The following is a 15,934-nucleotide window of genomic DNA, read 5'->3' as shown; positions in this document are numbered from 1 at the left end:
CTGACAAAGGTGGAGGGTAATTAAGTATTACCAAAAATCACTTTTTTGCCCGTCTGTAATCCTGATATCAAGTCTTTAATATTATGAATATCCAAATTGCTTTGCGCGCGCGTGCAAGCAACGTAGAGCAAACGCAACTCTTCTGGACTAATCTTGACCGCGTTGGTGGTCACATCGTAGTAAAAATCATCATCTAGTTGTACTTTTCCCCATTCAAGCCCTTTGGCTTTATGCGCGGTAGAGATGACGTAATCCGCATTTTCGATACTGGTGAGACTATTTACCGCTTGACTCAAGACATTGGTACCGTGGTCATCGACCAGTTTGACCAGTGTTTTGAGATCGCTACCCTCATTGGTTTCGGCGTACTCTTGCACATCACCCCAGTTATAAAAATAAGCCAGCTCAGGTACACCGTAAGCCGATTTACCATTTTTTAAGTTTTCGGCTGCCTGACAGAATTTGAGCATACGGTCGGTATCCGCTTGTAGCGCCACGCGATGCCCGTGCTTTAGCCCTGTCAATAGTTGTGACATAGCAGCAGCATTGGTACGGCACAAAATAGCATCTTTCTTACTATGTACCATGCCCTTATCGGTAGAAGACTGCTTATTCGGGTTACCTTTTAGCGGTACGTCCTCTTGTAGTGCTTTTAGTAGAGTATTGGCCACTTCTGCAATCGGCTCACCAAAGCGAAAAGATTGCGTCAATAATGTCTGCGGCAATGGCAACTTTTTCATCGCATTGACCGCGCCGCGCCATTCATAAATCTGCTGATGCGCATCGCCCACATAGATGACTTGTCTCGACTGCTGCGTCAAAATACCCATCATCAATGGATCTGCATCCTGTGCTTCATCAAATAAGATAAAGTCCGCTGGAATACTAGGCTTAGATAGTGCCCAAAGCTTGAGATAAATATCATGGCCAATACCAGCAGGGTGACGCGCATCAATCGACTGTAACCAGCGCTGCTCAACAGCAGGATAGAGCATCTCACGTAGCTGCTCCGCATCCGAGTCATCGAGCCAACTTGGGAACAGTATATGCCTTGGCGCAGGGTAGCTGGCATGCGTGCTACAAAAATTACTTACTGCATCGCTGACGAACCGAGACAATCGTGCGGGTGTCAGCGTAATGTATTTATTAACCCCATCCATTTGTCGACGTACTTGTACAGGCTGTAGTCCTAAATCATCACCGAGACGCTTAGGTGAAAAGCGCGGCAAAGATAGCTTGGCGGTAATATCACGAGCAACATGACGATAAGCTAGTGAATGAAAAGTACGGCACTCTACATGCGGTGGAAACTTTGAACGAGCATCATTGGCAATCGCTTTGTTAAAAGCCAGATACAGTCCGCGTCCACGTAAGCGTTCACCAATTAGTTTGAGCGTCGTTGTCTTACCGGCCCCAGCATAAGCGACCACTTTAAACGACTTGTGATCCATCGCCATATTCAGCGCGCTCAGCTGCTCGTCAGTGGGATCGCTCATATAAGCTGGCATAGATGCGGACATAATAAAGCTACCTAAATACAAAAATTGATTAAAAACAAAAGGGGCAAAAAAAGCCACTGGGTAAACAATGGCTTATAGATGATGGTGATGCTAAAACGTGATAATAAGCAATCAGCTTACTAATGAGGCAAGAATAAAACGGTGTAATGGTAGTTTAACGCATAGCTATATGTAATCAATAACTTTATTTTAGTCTAGATTAGACTAGTAAGTGTTTTATTCTTTGTCTGTCGATACGAGAGTAGGACTGGGCTCTTCTTTGATCAAAATCTTCGCCAAAAACAAACCAAGCTCAAACAACAACCACATCGGAATCGCTAGCATGAGCATCGATACGCCATCTGGCGGCGTGACAACGGCAGCCACAGCAAAACAGCCTACAATGATATAACGACGTTTTTCTTCTAAGCTCTGAATGGAGACAATACCTGCCAATATCAATAGCAAAGTAACGACTGGAATCTCAAACGTTAAGCCGAATACCATAAATAATTTTAAGGCAAAACTGAGATAGCTGTCGATATCCGTCATGGGTAGTACGTTTTGCGGGGCAAACATAATGAAGAACTTTAAGACCCCTTTGAGCACAATAAAGTAAGAAAAAGCCACACCAGCATAAAACAAAAATATAGAAGATAGCAGCACTGGAATAGCGATTTTCTTTTCTTTCTTATACAGACCGGGCGCTACAAATGACCAAATTTGATAAAGGATATAGGGCATCGCCAAAAACGCGGCTACGAATACGGTCAGACGTATCGGCGCCATAAAGTTTGACGTGATATCGGTGGCAATCATGGTCGAGTTGGCAGGTAACTGTGCAACTAATGGGTCAGACAACAAGTTATATAGCTCGCGCGAATAACCGACCAAACCTAAAAATATTATCAGTACCGCCACACATATTTTGATCAAATGCCGACGCAGCTCAATCAAATGCTCGGTAATAGGCATATCAGCCAAAGGGCTTAAAACATCATCTGATTTTTTATCTTGAGTGGTATTGGTCGTTGCTTCAGCACCTTGATTAAGAGGGTCTTTATTAAAGGCATCTTGATCGATAGCTTCTTGATCAATAACATCTTGGTCAGTAATGGCAGAAACAGCGATTTTCTCTTGACGACTTTTTTTGCGCTTGAATAATGACATCAATCAGTCTCCTGCTTATGGTCAGAAGTCTGCATGTTGGCAGGACTGTTGAGTAGGGCATCCGCTTTATAATTTGGCACATATGGTGGCATTGGGAGCCGACGTGCTTTGTCATAAGCGCCCAGCCGAAACCACATGTTTTCCCATGGACGAGTAGTGATGGTCTGAACAACTGGCGCTGCCTTGGCGTTATCGCTCACATTTGCATCATCTACATTTGCATCATCTACATTTGCATCATTTATATTTGGATCATTTATATTGTCACCGCTGTGACCGCGCTTCGATAATTGGCCATTTTCTAATGTATCTGGCTGCTCGTCAGAGGCATAAGCATAGTCGAATGCTTTTGGCGCAGCTGATTGCTGCTTTTGTGTGCGGTTATTTTCATGAGCTTCGTCGCCTTTGCTGTTTTCAGCATTTGTAGATGCTTCAGAAGCTATCGCAGCAGGACTATGTGAGCTTTCAAAAGCTTTCATATTACCGCGCATTTCAGCCATCTCACGCCTCATTTCAGCTTCAGTCTGGCGAATTTTAGCAAGCTCTTTTTGCATTTGCTGGCGTGTCTCAGCCAAGTCAAGCTCAGCCTCTATTTCAGACTGCAATGTTGAGACTGTACGGCGAATTTTGGCATACCATTGCCCAGCAGTGCGCGCTGCCTGTGGCAGCTTTTCTGGGCCCAGTACGATTAGGGCGATAACGCCAAAGAGAAGTAGTTCAGAAAACCCGATATCAAACATAATGGTCCGATGTCACTGTTTAGATGCTATACGTTATGCTTATCATCAACCTTGGTGGTTGAGCGCTCTTCAGTGTGTGCCGTTGCATCGTGGTCAAGAACCGCGTGTTTTTTGGCATGCTCTGTATTTTCATCTTTGACAGCTTCTTTAAAGCCTTTCACAGCACCGCCCAAATCTTTACCAGCATTTCTGAGTTTTGAGGTGCCAAACACGACAACGACAACGACCAATAGTATCAGCCAATGTGTAATAGAAAAACTACCCATAATGGTATCCTTGTGACCTGGTTTTGTGACCTGATTTTGTGACTTGGTTTTCAGTCTTTATATGCCTGCTTTTAGTTTGCAAAAAGGTCCAACTAGCAAACAAAAAGTATCGACATATAATGCGAGATAAAACAGAGCTATATTATAACCTGCACTTATTACAAATAGGTGAAAGCAACAATAATCCAATAAAATAGACGTTTATTTTTTATTTAGGCTTATCTAGCGGCTTTTTCATCGATACCGGATAACCCAAAACGTCTGCCTAGCTCGTTTAACACGGCATCCGACTCTATATCAAACCATGCCAGTCCAACCAAGGTATGGAACCAGACATCGGCGACTTCATAGATCAGCTCATGACGAGCTTCATCATAGCTTGCTTTGTCTGTACTCTCATCGCAGTTAGCAAAATCTTTGGCAGCGATGATACTCTCTGTGCTCTCTTCACCAACTTTTTCTAATATCTTATTTAATCCTTTGGCGTACAGGCTGGCCACATAAGAGCTGTCGGCATCGGCTTGTTTGCGCTCTGCTAATACGCTATCAAGCTGCTGCAATACAGAGGCTTTATTGACTTGTGCTTGAGCAGTATCAGTTTGTGTTTGGATAGTATCCGAGTCAGTATTCGCGCCAGTGTTTTCAGTTTCATGAGTGTCGCTAGTAGATTCATGAGAATGATAAATATCCGCAGGGTCTTTTAGCACTTTATCGACGGTTTGCCATTCAGGCGTTTGGCCTGATAAATCCAAACGCTGATAAAAGCACGACTCACGTCCTGTATGGCAAGCAATGCCGCCAACCTGAGTGACACTAAGCACAATCACATCTGCATCACAGTCTAGACGAATATCATGTACGGTTTGCGTATGACCTGATGACTCACCTTTGTGCCACAGTTTGACTCGCGAGCGTGAAAAATAAACCGCTGTCTGTGTTTGTGCGGTGAGCTGTAATGCTTCTGCATTCATCCACGCCATCATCAAAATACGACCTGTTTGATGATCTTGAGCAATTGCAGGAATCAAACCATCATCATTAAAAGTTACGGCAGTCAGCCAAGCAGGTAAAGTCATAATGTATTTGTCGTCTTATAGGTAGAAAGTGAAAAAGAGTGATAAGCAATTATACTACTTATGATTAAAGCGGGGAGATTATCTAAAATGCTCTGTAATATGCTGACAACTAGCAATATGATGTCAACTAAATGCACTATAAAATGCAATTATGCTAAATGACAGCATACTATTTATGACAAGCGATTCTACAGTCTAAATAAATGCGGATACAGTGCTTCTTTGATCGTGTTATCAAGCTTAGTCACTTTATTGAGGCTAAAGTCGTAACCTCTAAAATGCTGGCGCGCTTTTACTACTATTTCGCCCGTATGCATTCGCGTGACCTTTAGGATTATATTACCGCCATTATCATATATTGGCTCAACACCAACTTCAAATAACAGCTCTTCTCGTACGCGGATACGGCTCACAATATCTAGCTGCAATTTATCAATAATTAAGCCTTGATGGTCTGCGTTGATTTCTTTGACACCTTTAGCGTATAAAAATCTTAGCCGTGCTTCGGACAATAGCGCTGTCAGAGATTCGACCGTCATGTGCTGTCCTGCGTCGGCTTCCGTATGACGCACACGCATCACTGTCTCAAAAACAAACAAGTCGTCGTCGAATACTAACTCTTGTTTTGACACACTATCTCCTAGAGTGATGGCCAAAGATTGTTCTACTTATCGCGCTATATGTTGGCAGCATTGTTATCGTTATAGCTATATATTACAGCGTAAATACTCATGGTGAATAAGGTGGTTTTAATAGTGTTTATATGAAAATATAGCTCAGTCTCTACTTAAGCACAGCTTAGGCTGACATTCAATCTATTTGGATAAAAATCAGCCATTTTATTGGTGCTTTTAGGGGAGCCGCTATCGCTTATTTGATGCTGATTACTTGTCTATATTGTCTACTAAAACCTCGCCAAAACTTTACTTGGCAAAACAAGGAACTATCTGCTAAAATAGCGCCTCCCACCTCGAGGCAAATAGAGGTTTAGTGGTTATTTATATAACGATTATTCAGTGTGACTATTTGACGACCAGGTTCTAAAACAGAAAAAGAGGCAAATCATCATGAAAGTTAAGATGAAAACCAGAAGCGGCGCAGCTAAACGCTTCAAAAAAACAGCGAATGGCTTCAAGCGTAAGCAAGCATTCAAAAGCCATATTTTGACCAAGAAATCAGCTAAGCGTATTCGCCAATTGCGTGGTCTTAAGTTGGTGCACAAGTCTGACGAAGCAGCAGTTCGTCGTATGTGCCCATACATTTAATAGCCTACCGTCATCTATCTTTGATTGAAAATATTTGACTTTGCAATCTGACAATGATGTTTGTTATTTAACGGCATCATCACTCGCTTAACAGTGATTAAAAAATCTTGGAGTAAATTATGGCCCGTGTAAAACGTGGTGTACAGGCAAATCGCCGTCACAAAAAAATCTTAAAGCGCGCAAAAGGCTACTACGGTGCCCGTTCACGTGTTTACCGCGTAGCGGTACAGGCAGTGACCAAAGCTGGTCAATATGCTTATCGTGACCGTCGCAACAAGAAACGTACTTTCCGTCGTCTTTGGATCGCACGTATCAATGCTGGTGCACGCTTAAACGGCTTAAGCTATAGCCGCTTCATCAATGGTATGAAAAAAGCAAACATCGCAATCGATCGTCGCGTTCTAGCAGACATCGCTATGCATGATGCAGCGACTTTCACAGCATTGGTCGAAAAAGCAAAAGCGGAATTGGCCTAAATATTAACCGTCCTTTGGGTATGATGCTTTTAAATAATTATTTATAAGCAATTGTCTAAATGGATAGGACTAATATTGATTAATAGTATGATATTAATAAAAGCTACCGCTGGTCGGTGGCTTTTTTTATATTAAATTATTTTAAGCGTGCTCTATATTGAACTTTGTCGAGCAAAAATACGCTTATTATCGTCTAAATATTCAAGCCATTCTTATAACCAGCCTTTGTATTAATCTTTTATATAAACATAGCTGGATAAATGGTTTGCAATATTTGGTCAAATCCCTACAATTAATAGTCCGTTCAAATCAGGAATAATGCGTCTTATGACTAACCCTGCTGCCACCAACGACTTGTCGGCGCTACCGACCTTGTCTTCAGAGCTCAATGAGCTTAACGAAGCTCAACTTACCGAATTTGCGAGTGCTGCTGAAGCCCTAATCCTACAAGTAACTGATGCGCGCACACTGCAAGATTTTCGTGTGCAATTGACTGGTAAAAAGAGTCCGTTAACGGGCTGGTCAAAGCAGATGGGCAAGCTTGATGCTGACGATAAAAAAACTTATGGCGGCTGGTTGCATCAAGTACGTAGCCGCATTCAGCAAGCACTGACAGACCAACAGCAGCAACTAGAAGTCGCCGCGCTCAATGCCAAGCTAGAAAGCGAGAGCATTGATATCACTTTGCCTGCTCGCGGTGGTCAAAAAGGTCATCTGCATCCAGTGACCATGATTACTCAGCGTATGCAGCAGTACTTTATTCAAGCGGGTTTCAATGTCGCAACCGGTCCTGAAGTCGAGAGCGACTACTATAATTTTGAAGCGTTGAATATCCCGTCGCACCATCCTGCGCGCGCGATGCATGATACATTCTATTTTGATGCGCATTATCTATTGCGTACGCATACCAGCCCTGTTCAGATTCGTACCATGGAAAAAAATGAGCCGCCGATTCGCATCATTTGCCCAGGCCGTGTTTATCGTAACGACTCAGATCAAACTCATTCGCCGATGTTCCATCAGCTAGAAGGCCTTATGGTCACCGAGTCGAGTACTTTTGCTGAGCTAAAAGGTTTAATCAGTGAGTTTCTAGAAGCGTTCTTTGCCAAAGAGCTGACCGTACGTTTCCGTCCGTCGTTTTTCCCATTCACTGAGCCGTCTGCAGAAGTGGATATCTTAGATGACAATGGCAAGTGGCTTGAAGTAATGGGTTGCGGCATGGTGCATCCACAAGTATTGACCAATTGCGGTATTGATAGCGATAAATACACTGGCTTTGCTTTTGGTATGGGTATCGAGCGCTTTGCGATGCTTTATTACGGTATTGATGACTTGCGCTTGTTTTTCCAAAATGACGTGCGCTTCTTAAAGCAATTTGGCTAGAGTTTTCTTTATACCTATATAGTTAGTTCAAGATAATTTAGATCCAAGGAAAGTGAGTGAAAGTGCTACAAATCGTAGACTGAACGAGCCTGACGCTGTATCTAATTTATATAAGATTGACTATAGCAAGCGAATTCGCCAAGCTTTACTCCAACATCTTTATTATAAAATTCTGATCCGAGATATTTATGAAAATTAGCGAACAGTGGCTACGTCAGTGGGTAAACCCTACAAATACTAGCGAACAGTTAGCCGAACAGTTGACTATGGCAGGTCTTGAGATTGATGATCGCTATGCGGTTGCCCGTGCTTTTAGCGGTGTGGTTGTCGGTGAAGTCATCAGCGTTGAGCAGCATCCTGATGCAGATAAATTACGTGTCACTCAAGTAAATATCGGTGATGCTGAGCCGCTACAAATTGTCTGCGGCGCGCCTAATGTGACCGTCGGTATGAAAGCACCGGTTGCTACCGTTGGTGCGGTATTGCCAAGCGATGATAAGAAAGGGTTTAAAATCAAAAAGAGTAAGCTCCGCGGTGTGGCCTCAAATGGCATGCTATGTGGCGCTTCTGAAATTGATTTGGTCGATGATATAGATGGCTTGCTTGAATTGCCTGAAGATGCACCAGTTGGTACAGATATTCGTGAATATCTAGGTCTAGATAATCAAATATTGGATATCTCTATCACCCCAAACCGTGGTGATTGCTTTAGCGTACGTGGTATCGCTCGCGAAATATCAGTCATCAACGACTTACCTGTACAAATGCCAGAAATCTCGGCCAATACTGCTGGCACTGCTGCAACACCAGTTGTGACAGTCGATGCAAAGGAAGCGTGTCCTCGCTATCTGTTGCAATCGATTCGCAATATTGATCGTAGCATCGATACTCCGAAATGGATGCAAGATGCGCTGGTACAATCAGGACTACGTTCACATAACTTCTTGGTCGATGTGACCAACTATGTATTGATGGAATTAGGTCAACCGTTACATGCGTTTGACGCAGACACGATCGAAGGTGATATCGTTGTACGTTTGGCACAGCCTGATGAAACCATTACTTTGCTAAATGAGCAAACCGTTACCTTGACGGGTGATGAGCTTGTGATTGCTGATGATAAAGGTGCCTTGGCACTGGCTGGTATCATGGGTGGTCAGCGTAGCAGTGTCACTGATAGCACTACCAATATCGTTGTAGAAAGTGCTTTCTTTAATCAGTTAGCTATCGCTGCGCGTGCACGTCGTTTCGGGCTACATACGGACGCATCACAGCGTTTTGAGCGTGGCGTCGACTTTGAATTGCCGGTATTGGCGTTGGCACGAGCTTGTGATTTAATCACCAGTATCACTGGCGGGGAAGCAGGTCAAATAGTCACGGCCGAAAACCTTGAGCATTTGCCAGCACGCGCACCGATTACATTGCCAATCACGAAAGTTCGTGATGTCATTGGGATTGATATTGAACCATCTGAGATGGTACGTATCTTGACCCAATTGGGTTTTGATGTAGAGCAGCAGAGCGATTCACTGATTTGCAAGCCGCCATCTTATCGTTTTGATATGAGTATCCGCGAGGATTTAATCGAAGAGATTGCTCGTATCTATGGCTATGACAATATTCCAAGCGTCCTGCCACATTTGCAAGTCAGCATGGATTATGATGATACTGCAGATTTGACGCATGAGATGAAGCTCGCATTGGTCGACAACGGCTATATGGAAGCGATTAGCTTTAGCTTTAGTGATGCAAAACTAGAAGCATTGCTTGATGACGAAGCGCTAGGGGAGGTATTGGCACTGGCAAATCCTATCTCCAGTGATTTGGCCGTTATGCGTCGTACCTTGCTATCGAGCCTACTGCCTTGCGTGCAATATAATTTAAATCGTCAGCAGCCGCGCGTACGTTTCTTTGAGACAGGTCTTAGCTTTGTTGGACAAAGCATTAGTGACTTAGTACAAACGCCAAGTATTGCTTTAGTCGCAGTTGGCGATATATGGAGCGAGCAAGCTTATCAGAATCGTGCGTTAGATTTTTATGATCTAAAGCATGATATTGAGCAGCTATTACCAGCACAAATCGATAGCGCACGTATCCGCTATGAGCGTAGTACGCTGAGCTTCCTGCATCCAGGACAAAGCGCTGAGTTATACATCGATGATATATACGTTGGTTGGTTGGGTCAGTTGCACCCAAATACTGCTAAGCAGTTAGATCTGCCGACTACATGGGTCGCTCAATTGTCACTAGCACCGCTATTGACGATTGCACGTGAGCAGCATGCTATCACGACACCAAGCAAGTTCCCGCAAGTACGCCGCGATATTGCTATCTTGGTAGACAGTGACATCAGTTTGCAGACACTAGAGACAACGGTGCGAACTGCGGCAGGTGATTTGTTGACTGATCTTTGGTTATTTGATGTTTATCAAGGTGACAAAGTACCAGAAGGTCAGCGCTCACTAGCGTTTGCACTGATATGGCAAGACAGTACGCAAACGCTGTCTGACGAAGCCGTCAAGACTGCCACAGATAAAGTGGTACAAGCGCTAACTGACCAGCATTCTGTACAGCTGCGCGACAGCTAACATTTAGGAAGTATTATACCCAATGCTCTGTAGTCTTTTTACCATGAGGCTACGGAGCATTGCTATTCATAGAATAAGTTAAGTAGTTATTAATAAAGGATTTTAATGAAGACTTTGTTAAAAAACGGTCAAAAAACCTTTATAATAGCTAGCCTTAACCCTCATACCGCTAAACCATGATATTCGACATCACGACATAGCATAGGAGTCGTACTGTGAGCACCTTAACCAAATCTGACATGATTGAGCATTTGATGAGTCACCTAAACCTAACACGCCAAGAAGGCCGCTGTCTGGTGGAGAACTTTTTTGATGAGCTGTCAGAGAGTTTGATTGATGGCAAAGAGGTCAAGCTTTCAGGCTTTGGCAACTTTGAGCTTAAAGATAAAAACAGCCGTCCAGGCCGTAACCCTAAAACAGGGGAACCTGTTGCAGTATCCGCGCGCCGTGTGGTTACCTTTAAAACAGGACAGAAATTTCGTCAAAAGGTTGACGAGCGTTTGTTTGATAGCTAATACCTAATTTGGCATTACCCTAAATAATAGCGTGCCTGCTTTATCGTGAGTTTCCAAGAATGCTAGTGCGTATTTGCACTTAGTTATTTTTTTGCATACATTTACGTATTTAGAGATTGCAGCATGACTCGTACACTATGGTTATTTATAACGTAGCATCTTACTAAGATCATAAATGATAGACGTAAAAAAAGAGAGCATAGGCTCTCTTTTTTTTACTGCAGTTTATCTATTGTATGAACAATAAATTACTGAGCTTCTTCAACTACAACTTCATCAGCTGCATCAACAGCAGCAGTATCAGTTTCGCTAGCTACGTCTACGCTAGTAGTAGTACCGTCTACAGGAACTTCAGCGTCCATTTCGTCAGTAGCAGTTGCTTCTTGAGCATCAGCGATGTCAGCTTCAGCGCCAGCAACAGCAGCGTCAGCATCAGCAGTCATTTCGCCTTCAGCAGCAGCTTCGTTTAGCTCTTCAGAAGCGTCTTGCACTTCTTCTTGCGCGTCAGATAAATCTTCTGCAGCGTTTTCTTTGTTGCTATCACAGGCAGTAAGGCCCATAGTTGCAGTCATGATACCAGCTAGAGCAAGTAATTTAAGTTTCATATGGTTTTCTCCGGAAAAATGAAATGAGCAGTAGCAGCAACAAAGGTCAAAATCTGAGATTTCTCAAATTTCAACTAGTCTTAGTTACAGCTACTCAGCTTCCACGCATTCTATATGTTTTCTATGTAAATGAAAATAGCCTGTACAATTAAGTAACAATAAAAGTTAAAATAATATTTTACTTTGTCTGTTCGATATACTTTTTAATACAAGAAACCAGATTAATCGACGTATAATCAATGACATCAGAGGGATTAAGCGCTTTTTTGGTTCTTGTTTCTTATCTCAAATTGTCGATATTAACCCCATTTCTATGGGTAAAAATTAAATTAAATAGTCCGATTATCATCTTATATTACATAAACCCTAGTTAAGTTAGCAATTTTATAGGTTTCTACCTGCTTTTAGGATAGTAGACTAGGTCATAGCGTGAATTAATTGGCTAAATAATATATAACATAAGTAATGATTAATAGAAGTAGTGGTTAATAGAAATAATGAATCAATCTATATTTGAGGAATATAATTATGAAATGGCAAGGTAGACGAGGCAGCTCGAATGTGCGCTCTAGCACAGGTGGCGGTAAGATGATCGGCGGTGGTATTGGCGGCATTATTATCGCTGGTATTTTATGGTTGGTATTTGGGGTAAACCCAATGACCGCATTACAGACAGGACAAGCGGTCACAGGTGGTGGTAGTGAGTCATCTACCGAGCTGGCAACCAGTACAGACCGAGACACGCAGTTTGTGAAAGTTGTACTAGCAGATACAGAAGAAGTCTGGCACCAAATATTTAACGAGGCGGGTAGTACTTATAAAGAGCCATCGTTGATTCTCTTTAACGGTCAGGTCAGCTCGGCATGTGGTAGTGCTAGCTCTGCAACCGGTCCATTTTATTGTCCAGGGGATCAGACTGTTTATTTGGATACGTCATTCTTTGTAGAGATGCGCCAAAATCTTGGTATTTCGGGCGATCAGCAAGGCTCTGGTGGTCAAGAGAACCAAGGCAAGGCTGGCGATTTCGCACAGGCCTACGTGATAGCACATGAAGTAGGTCATCATGTACAGACGCTACTAGGCATTAGCCAACAGGTCAATGAAGCTCGTCAGCAAGTGACTCAAGCACAGTCCAATAAGCTGTCAGTATTGCAAGAGTTACAGGCGGACTGTTTTGCCGGTGTATGGGCACAGCGCAATCAAGAGCGTGTACAGTTTTTAGAGGCTGGTGACATTGATGAAGCAGTGAACGCTGCTGGTCAAATTGGTGATGATCGTCTAGCGAAAGCGAGTGGCGGTGCAGTAGTGCCCGATAACTTTACTCATGGTACTAGTCAACAACGTGTCGAATGGTTCACTCGTGGACTGGAAAGCGGTAATGTACAATCTTGTGATACGTTCAGTGGTGCACTTTAATAGCAGTACCTTTTAACACCGATGGTTTTTAACGAAAGTCCAGCGCTCATAGACTGGTAATAAAAATTAAGACATAAAAAAGCCTGCAATCAACTGCAGGCTTTTTTAATCATCTTTTAGCTAATATCACTCAAACAATTGTCAAATAACATTATAGTAGAAGGGTTTAGTTGTTATCAATAACGTAACCACCAGCACCGCCAATAGCTGCACCAGCCAATGCACCACGAGCGATATCTTTGCTATCGCCTTTACTTCTGATAAGGGCGCCAGCAGCTGCGCCAGCAGTAGCGCCTTTAGCTGTGTTACTCATACCGCTATAAGAGTTGCAACCAGTCATGATTAGTGCTGAGCTAGTAATTGCGGTCATTACGATCGTTTTAGCAAATTTCATATTATCACCTATTAAGTCATCAAGTTTAAGATACAATACCTTTAACATACTATGTCTATGATATTTTCAAGCATATTCCTAGTATTTGTCATAATAGTCCGTTGCTAACAATATAGGCGTAGTAAAAACGCTAAACTTTGCAAACAAGATGTAAGCGATGTTGCCGCACTGTATCATCGGCAGAGCCTGTGAACGATAGTGAAAATTGAATTCTAACTGGTCGAGACATTAATATTCTGATGCTGCCATAAAAAAGACTACCTATAGGTAGTCTTAATACTGAATCAAAGCTAAATATGTCTAGCAAACTAACTAAGAATTAGTTTTGCGATTTACGCTTCATTTGCTCAAAGAATTCATCATTGGTTTTAGCTTCTTTCAAGCGATCTAACAAGAACTCAGTCGCTTGTACGCCATCCATCGGTTGAAGCAGTTTACGTAAAATCCACACTTTACGCAGTTTGTCTTCGTCCAATAGACGCTCTTCGCGGCGTGTACCAGATTTTTTGATATTAATCGCAGGGAATACACGTTTTTCAGCCAAGTCACGCTCAAGCGTAATCTCTTGGTTACCAGTTCCCTTAAATTCTTCAAAAATGACGCTATCCATCTTACTACCAGTATCAATAAGAGCACTGGCAATAATGGTCAAACTACCACCTTCTTCAACGTTACGCGCAGCACCAAAGAAACGTTTTGGACGTTCTAGGGCATTGGCATCCAGACCACCCGTCAATACTTTACCTGATGATGGGATGACCGTGTTATAAGCACGTGCTAGACGCGTAATCGAATCGAGTAAAATCACCACATCTTGCTTGTGTTCAACCAAACGTTTGGCTTTTTCGATAACCATTTCAGCGACTTGTACGTGACGCTGTGGCGGCTCATCAAAGGTAGAGGCGACCACTTCACCGCGTACGGTACGTACCATCTCGGTCACTTCTTCTGGACGCTCATCAATCAATAGTACGATCAAATAGCATTCCGGATTATTACGAGTGATTGATTGCGCGATGGTCTGTAGTAACATCGTTTTACCCGCTTTTGGCGGTGCGACGATGATAGAACGCTGACCTTTACCAATCGGAGCGATTAGATCGATGATACGACCAGTCAAATCTTCAGTGGTTCCGTTACCAAGCTCAAGTTTTAAATGCTCAGTTGGGAATAGGGGTGTCAGGTTCTCAAAGATAAGCTTATGACGTGAGCGATCTGGTGTATCAAAGTTGATTTCGCCAACTTTTAATAATGCAAAATAACGCTCAGAATCTTTTGGTGGACGAATCGTACCAGCGATACTGTCACCAGTTTTTAGGCTGAAACGGCGAATTTGGCTAGGGCTAACATAAATATCATCAGGACCGGCTAAATATGAGCCTTCTGATGAGCGCAAAAATCCAAAACCATCAGGAAGAACCTCAAGTACGCCGTCACCATAAATGGCTTCACCGTTACGCGCATGGGTTTTTAGAATAGCAAAGATAATGTCCTGTTTACGGCTACGCGCCATATTATCAAGACCCATTTCTTTGGCGATAGCCAATAGCTCAGCGATTGATTTTTTCTTTAATTCAGTAAGATTCATAGATAGGTCATTAGCAATTGATCAGATGAGAGATGCCATTAGCAGCACAAGTCACGACAGTGATTAAAATAACGGTAATATGATGATATGGGTGTGTGCACAGCGCTGTAGTTTATGTAGTTTTGGTTTTATATGTCTGCTTATGTACGCATTGCCATCATTGGAGGCAAGGTAATAAGAAATAAGGATAAAAAAGGCTACATAAGAGTCTGCGTCAAAAACTCAATATCAGTAATTGCGTTTAGTCATTTTGTTCAGCAATGGTGTTTATAATGACGATTGTGTTTTTGTTGATAAACACGAGGAGAATAGCGACAAGATACTTAGGAAAACAGTTGGTTTTCTCTTGTCAGCAGACTATACGGTCTTCACAATAGCGTTGTCAATAAATTTTGCCAAAAAAGTCACATTATCGAGTTTTTTGCACAAAAAAAAAGCAAAAAAGCCACTATCTTGGTCAGATAATGGCTTTCTCAGTTATTCTATTTTACCCGCCCAAGATAGTCTAGAGCTGGCAAATTTAACTTATAAATGCTTGTCTAGTACTTTAGCCAATTCAGCTTTTGGCTGTAGACCCATTACTGAATCAACTTTTTCGCCATCTTTGAATACAAATAGCGTTGGGATGTTACGAATACCAAAACGGCTAGCCGCTTGTGGGTTGTTGTCTACGTCTACTTTGACGATTTTAACTTTACCTTGGTACTCAGTCGCTAGATCTTCTAAAATAGGGGCAATGGCTTTACAAGGACCACACCATGGCGCCCAGAAGTCTACTAGTACAGGTACGTCTGATTGTAGAACGTCTTGATCAAAGTCTGTGTCGGTAGTATGTACAATAAGGTCTGACATAGTTTTATCTCTCTTGTTTTATTACTTCTATCACCACTCATCAACCTATATATCGGTTTAATAATAAATCAGTTGGTGGTCAAAGAATTGTTTAGAAGGGG

The 15,934-nt window shown here is 42.6% G+C and carries 16 protein-coding genes; 6 read left to right on the top strand and 10 right to left on the bottom strand.

Features of this window, described 5'->3' with window-relative positions; all coding sequences use genetic code 11:
• Nucleotides 1-20 precede the first annotated feature (20 nt).
• The 6 genes from DXK30_RS11350 to DXK30_RS11325 form a co-directional block, all read right to left on the bottom strand.
• Nucleotides 21-1,520 carry a UvrD-helicase domain-containing protein gene (locus DXK30_RS11350; protein WP_057761950.1) on the bottom strand — a complete coding sequence of 500 codons (1,500 nt, stop codon included), beginning with the start codon at nt 1,518-1,520 and terminating at the stop codon, nt 21-23.
• Between the two features lie 216 nt (nt 1,521-1,736).
• Nucleotides 1,737-2,669 (bottom strand): twin-arginine translocase subunit TatC, encoded by a 933-nt coding sequence (tatC, locus tag DXK30_RS11345; protein WP_114701775.1) that lies wholly within the window; start codon nt 2,667-2,669, stop codon nt 1,737-1,739.
• Complete coding sequence (gene tatB, locus DXK30_RS11340; protein WP_114701774.1) at nt 2,669-3,409, bottom strand: Sec-independent protein translocase protein TatB; 741 nt, start codon at nt 3,407-3,409, stop codon at nt 2,669-2,671. The genes tatC and tatB overlap by 1 nt, the downstream gene beginning before the upstream one ends.
• Before the next feature lie 26 nt (nt 3,410-3,435).
• The gene (gene tatA / locus DXK30_RS11335) at nt 3,436-3,675 is read right to left on the bottom strand and encodes a Sec-independent protein translocase subunit TatA (RefSeq protein WP_057761945.1); all 240 of its coding nucleotides are present in this window, start codon (nt 3,673-3,675) and stop codon (nt 3,436-3,438) included.
• A 218-nt stretch (nt 3,676-3,893) separates the two neighbouring features.
• Complete coding sequence (hisI, locus tag DXK30_RS11330) at nt 3,894-4,751, bottom strand: phosphoribosyl-AMP cyclohydrolase (RefSeq protein WP_114701773.1); 858 nt, start codon at nt 4,749-4,751, stop codon at nt 3,894-3,896.
• A 188-nt stretch (nt 4,752-4,939) separates the two neighbouring features.
• A complete protein-coding gene (locus DXK30_RS11325; protein WP_114701772.1) occupies nt 4,940-5,383 on the bottom strand; it encodes an acyl-CoA thioesterase in 444 nt (147 codons plus the stop codon).
• Nucleotides 5,384-5,818: 435 nt separating this feature from the next.
• Here DXK30_RS11325 and rpmI point away from each other — a divergent pair, with 435 nt between their 5' ends.
• The 5 genes from rpmI to DXK30_RS11300 all read left to right on the top strand — a co-directional run bounded on the left by rpmI (nt 5,819) and on the right by DXK30_RS11300 (nt 10,978).
• Nucleotides 5,819-6,016 carry a 50S ribosomal protein L35 gene (gene rpmI, locus DXK30_RS11320; RefSeq protein WP_057761939.1) on the top strand — a complete coding sequence of 66 codons (198 nt, stop codon included), beginning with the start codon at nt 5,819-5,821 and terminating at the stop codon, nt 6,014-6,016.
• A 119-nt stretch (nt 6,017-6,135) separates the two neighbouring features.
• A complete protein-coding gene (gene rplT, locus DXK30_RS11315; RefSeq protein WP_011281252.1) occupies nt 6,136-6,492 on the top strand; it encodes a 50S ribosomal protein L20 in 357 nt (118 codons plus the stop codon).
• A 327-nt stretch (nt 6,493-6,819) separates the two neighbouring features.
• Nucleotides 6,820-7,875 (top strand): phenylalanine--tRNA ligase subunit alpha, encoded by a 1,056-nt coding sequence (gene pheS, locus DXK30_RS11310; protein WP_114701822.1) that lies wholly within the window; start codon nt 6,820-6,822, stop codon nt 7,873-7,875.
• Nucleotides 7,876-8,063: 188 nt separating this feature from the next.
• A complete protein-coding gene (gene pheT, locus DXK30_RS11305) occupies nt 8,064-10,463 on the top strand; it encodes a phenylalanine--tRNA ligase subunit beta (protein WP_114701771.1) in 2,400 nt (799 codons plus the stop codon).
• 215 nt (nt 10,464-10,678) lie between these two features.
• Nucleotides 10,679-10,978 (top strand): integration host factor subunit alpha, encoded by a 300-nt coding sequence (locus tag DXK30_RS11300; protein WP_057761935.1) that lies wholly within the window; start codon nt 10,679-10,681, stop codon nt 10,976-10,978.
• A gap of 248 nt (nt 10,979-11,226) precedes the next feature.
• On the opposite strand, the gene DXK30_RS11295 is transcribed toward DXK30_RS11300, so the two are convergent.
• A complete protein-coding gene (locus DXK30_RS11295) occupies nt 11,227-11,583 on the bottom strand; it encodes a hypothetical protein (protein WP_114701770.1) in 357 nt (118 codons plus the stop codon).
• A gap of 528 nt (nt 11,584-12,111) precedes the next feature.
• Between DXK30_RS11295 and ypfJ the strand changes: the two genes are divergently transcribed.
• Complete coding sequence (gene ypfJ, locus DXK30_RS11290; protein ID WP_114701769.1) at nt 12,112-12,999, top strand: KPN_02809 family neutral zinc metallopeptidase; 888 nt, start codon at nt 12,112-12,114, stop codon at nt 12,997-12,999.
• Nucleotides 13,000-13,165: 166 nt separating this feature from the next.
• Here ypfJ and DXK30_RS11285 read toward each other — a convergent pair whose 3' ends face one another.
• From DXK30_RS11285 to trxA, 3 genes are all read right to left on the bottom strand, one after another.
• A complete protein-coding gene (locus DXK30_RS11285) occupies nt 13,166-13,393 on the bottom strand; it encodes a glycine zipper 2TM domain-containing protein (protein ID WP_114701821.1) in 228 nt (75 codons plus the stop codon).
• Nucleotides 13,394-13,712: 319 nt separating this feature from the next.
• Nucleotides 13,713-14,981, bottom strand: a complete 1,269-nt coding sequence (gene rho, locus DXK30_RS11280) for a transcription termination factor Rho (protein WP_055125334.1) — start codon at nt 14,979-14,981, stop codon at nt 13,713-13,715.
• A gap of 525 nt (nt 14,982-15,506) precedes the next feature.
• A complete protein-coding gene (gene trxA, locus DXK30_RS11275; RefSeq protein ID WP_057761928.1) occupies nt 15,507-15,833 on the bottom strand; it encodes a thioredoxin in 327 nt (108 codons plus the stop codon).
• Nucleotides 15,834-15,934: the final 101 nt, after the last annotated feature.

Origin of the sequence: Psychrobacter proteolyticus (genome assembly GCF_003350005.1) — a bacterium.
Lineage (GTDB): Bacteria > Pseudomonadota > Gammaproteobacteria > Pseudomonadales > Moraxellaceae > Psychrobacter > Psychrobacter proteolyticus.
Note: the sequence above shows the minus strand (reverse complement) of the source record. Positions and strands in the feature narration are given on the sequence as shown.

Bases quoted from the DNA above. Each gene is read 5' to 3' on its own strand.
- tatC (WP_114701775.1), bottom strand. From the start codon at position 2,669: ATGTCATTATTCAAGCGCAAAAAAAGTCGTCAAGAGAAAATCGCTGTT.
- rho (WP_055125334.1), bottom strand. From the start codon at position 14,981: ATGAATCTTACTGAATTAAAGAAAAAATCAATCGCTGAGCTATTGGCT.
- DXK30_RS11285 (WP_114701821.1), bottom strand. From the start codon at position 13,393: ATGAAATTTGCTAAAACGATCGTAATGACCGCAATTACTAGCTCAGCA.
- DXK30_RS11350 (WP_057761950.1), bottom strand. From the start codon at position 1,520: ATGTCCGCATCTATGCCAGCTTATATGAGCGATCCCACTGACGAGCAG.
- trxA (WP_057761928.1), bottom strand. From the start codon at position 15,833: ATGTCAGACCTTATTGTACATACTACCGACACAGACTTTGATCAAGAC.
- DXK30_RS11295 (WP_114701770.1), bottom strand. From the start codon at position 11,583: ATGAAACTTAAATTACTTGCTCTAGCTGGTATCATGACTGCAACTATG.
- pheT (WP_114701771.1), top strand. From the start codon at position 8,064: ATGAAAATTAGCGAACAGTGGCTACGTCAGTGGGTAAACCCTACAAAT.
- rplT (WP_011281252.1), top strand. From the start codon at position 6,136: ATGGCCCGTGTAAAACGTGGTGTACAGGCAAATCGCCGTCACAAAAAA.
- tatA (WP_057761945.1), bottom strand. From the start codon at position 3,675: ATGGGTAGTTTTTCTATTACACATTGGCTGATACTATTGGTCGTTGTC.
- ypfJ (WP_114701769.1), top strand. From the start codon at position 12,112: ATGAAATGGCAAGGTAGACGAGGCAGCTCGAATGTGCGCTCTAGCACA.
- pheS (WP_114701822.1), top strand. From the start codon at position 6,820: ATGACTAACCCTGCTGCCACCAACGACTTGTCGGCGCTACCGACCTTG.
- tatB (WP_114701774.1), bottom strand. From the start codon at position 3,409: ATGTTTGATATCGGGTTTTCTGAACTACTTCTCTTTGGCGTTATCGCC.
- hisI (WP_114701773.1), bottom strand. From the start codon at position 4,751: ATGACTTTACCTGCTTGGCTGACTGCCGTAACTTTTAATGATGATGGT.
- rpmI (WP_057761939.1), top strand. From the start codon at position 5,819: ATGAAAGTTAAGATGAAAACCAGAAGCGGCGCAGCTAAACGCTTCAAA.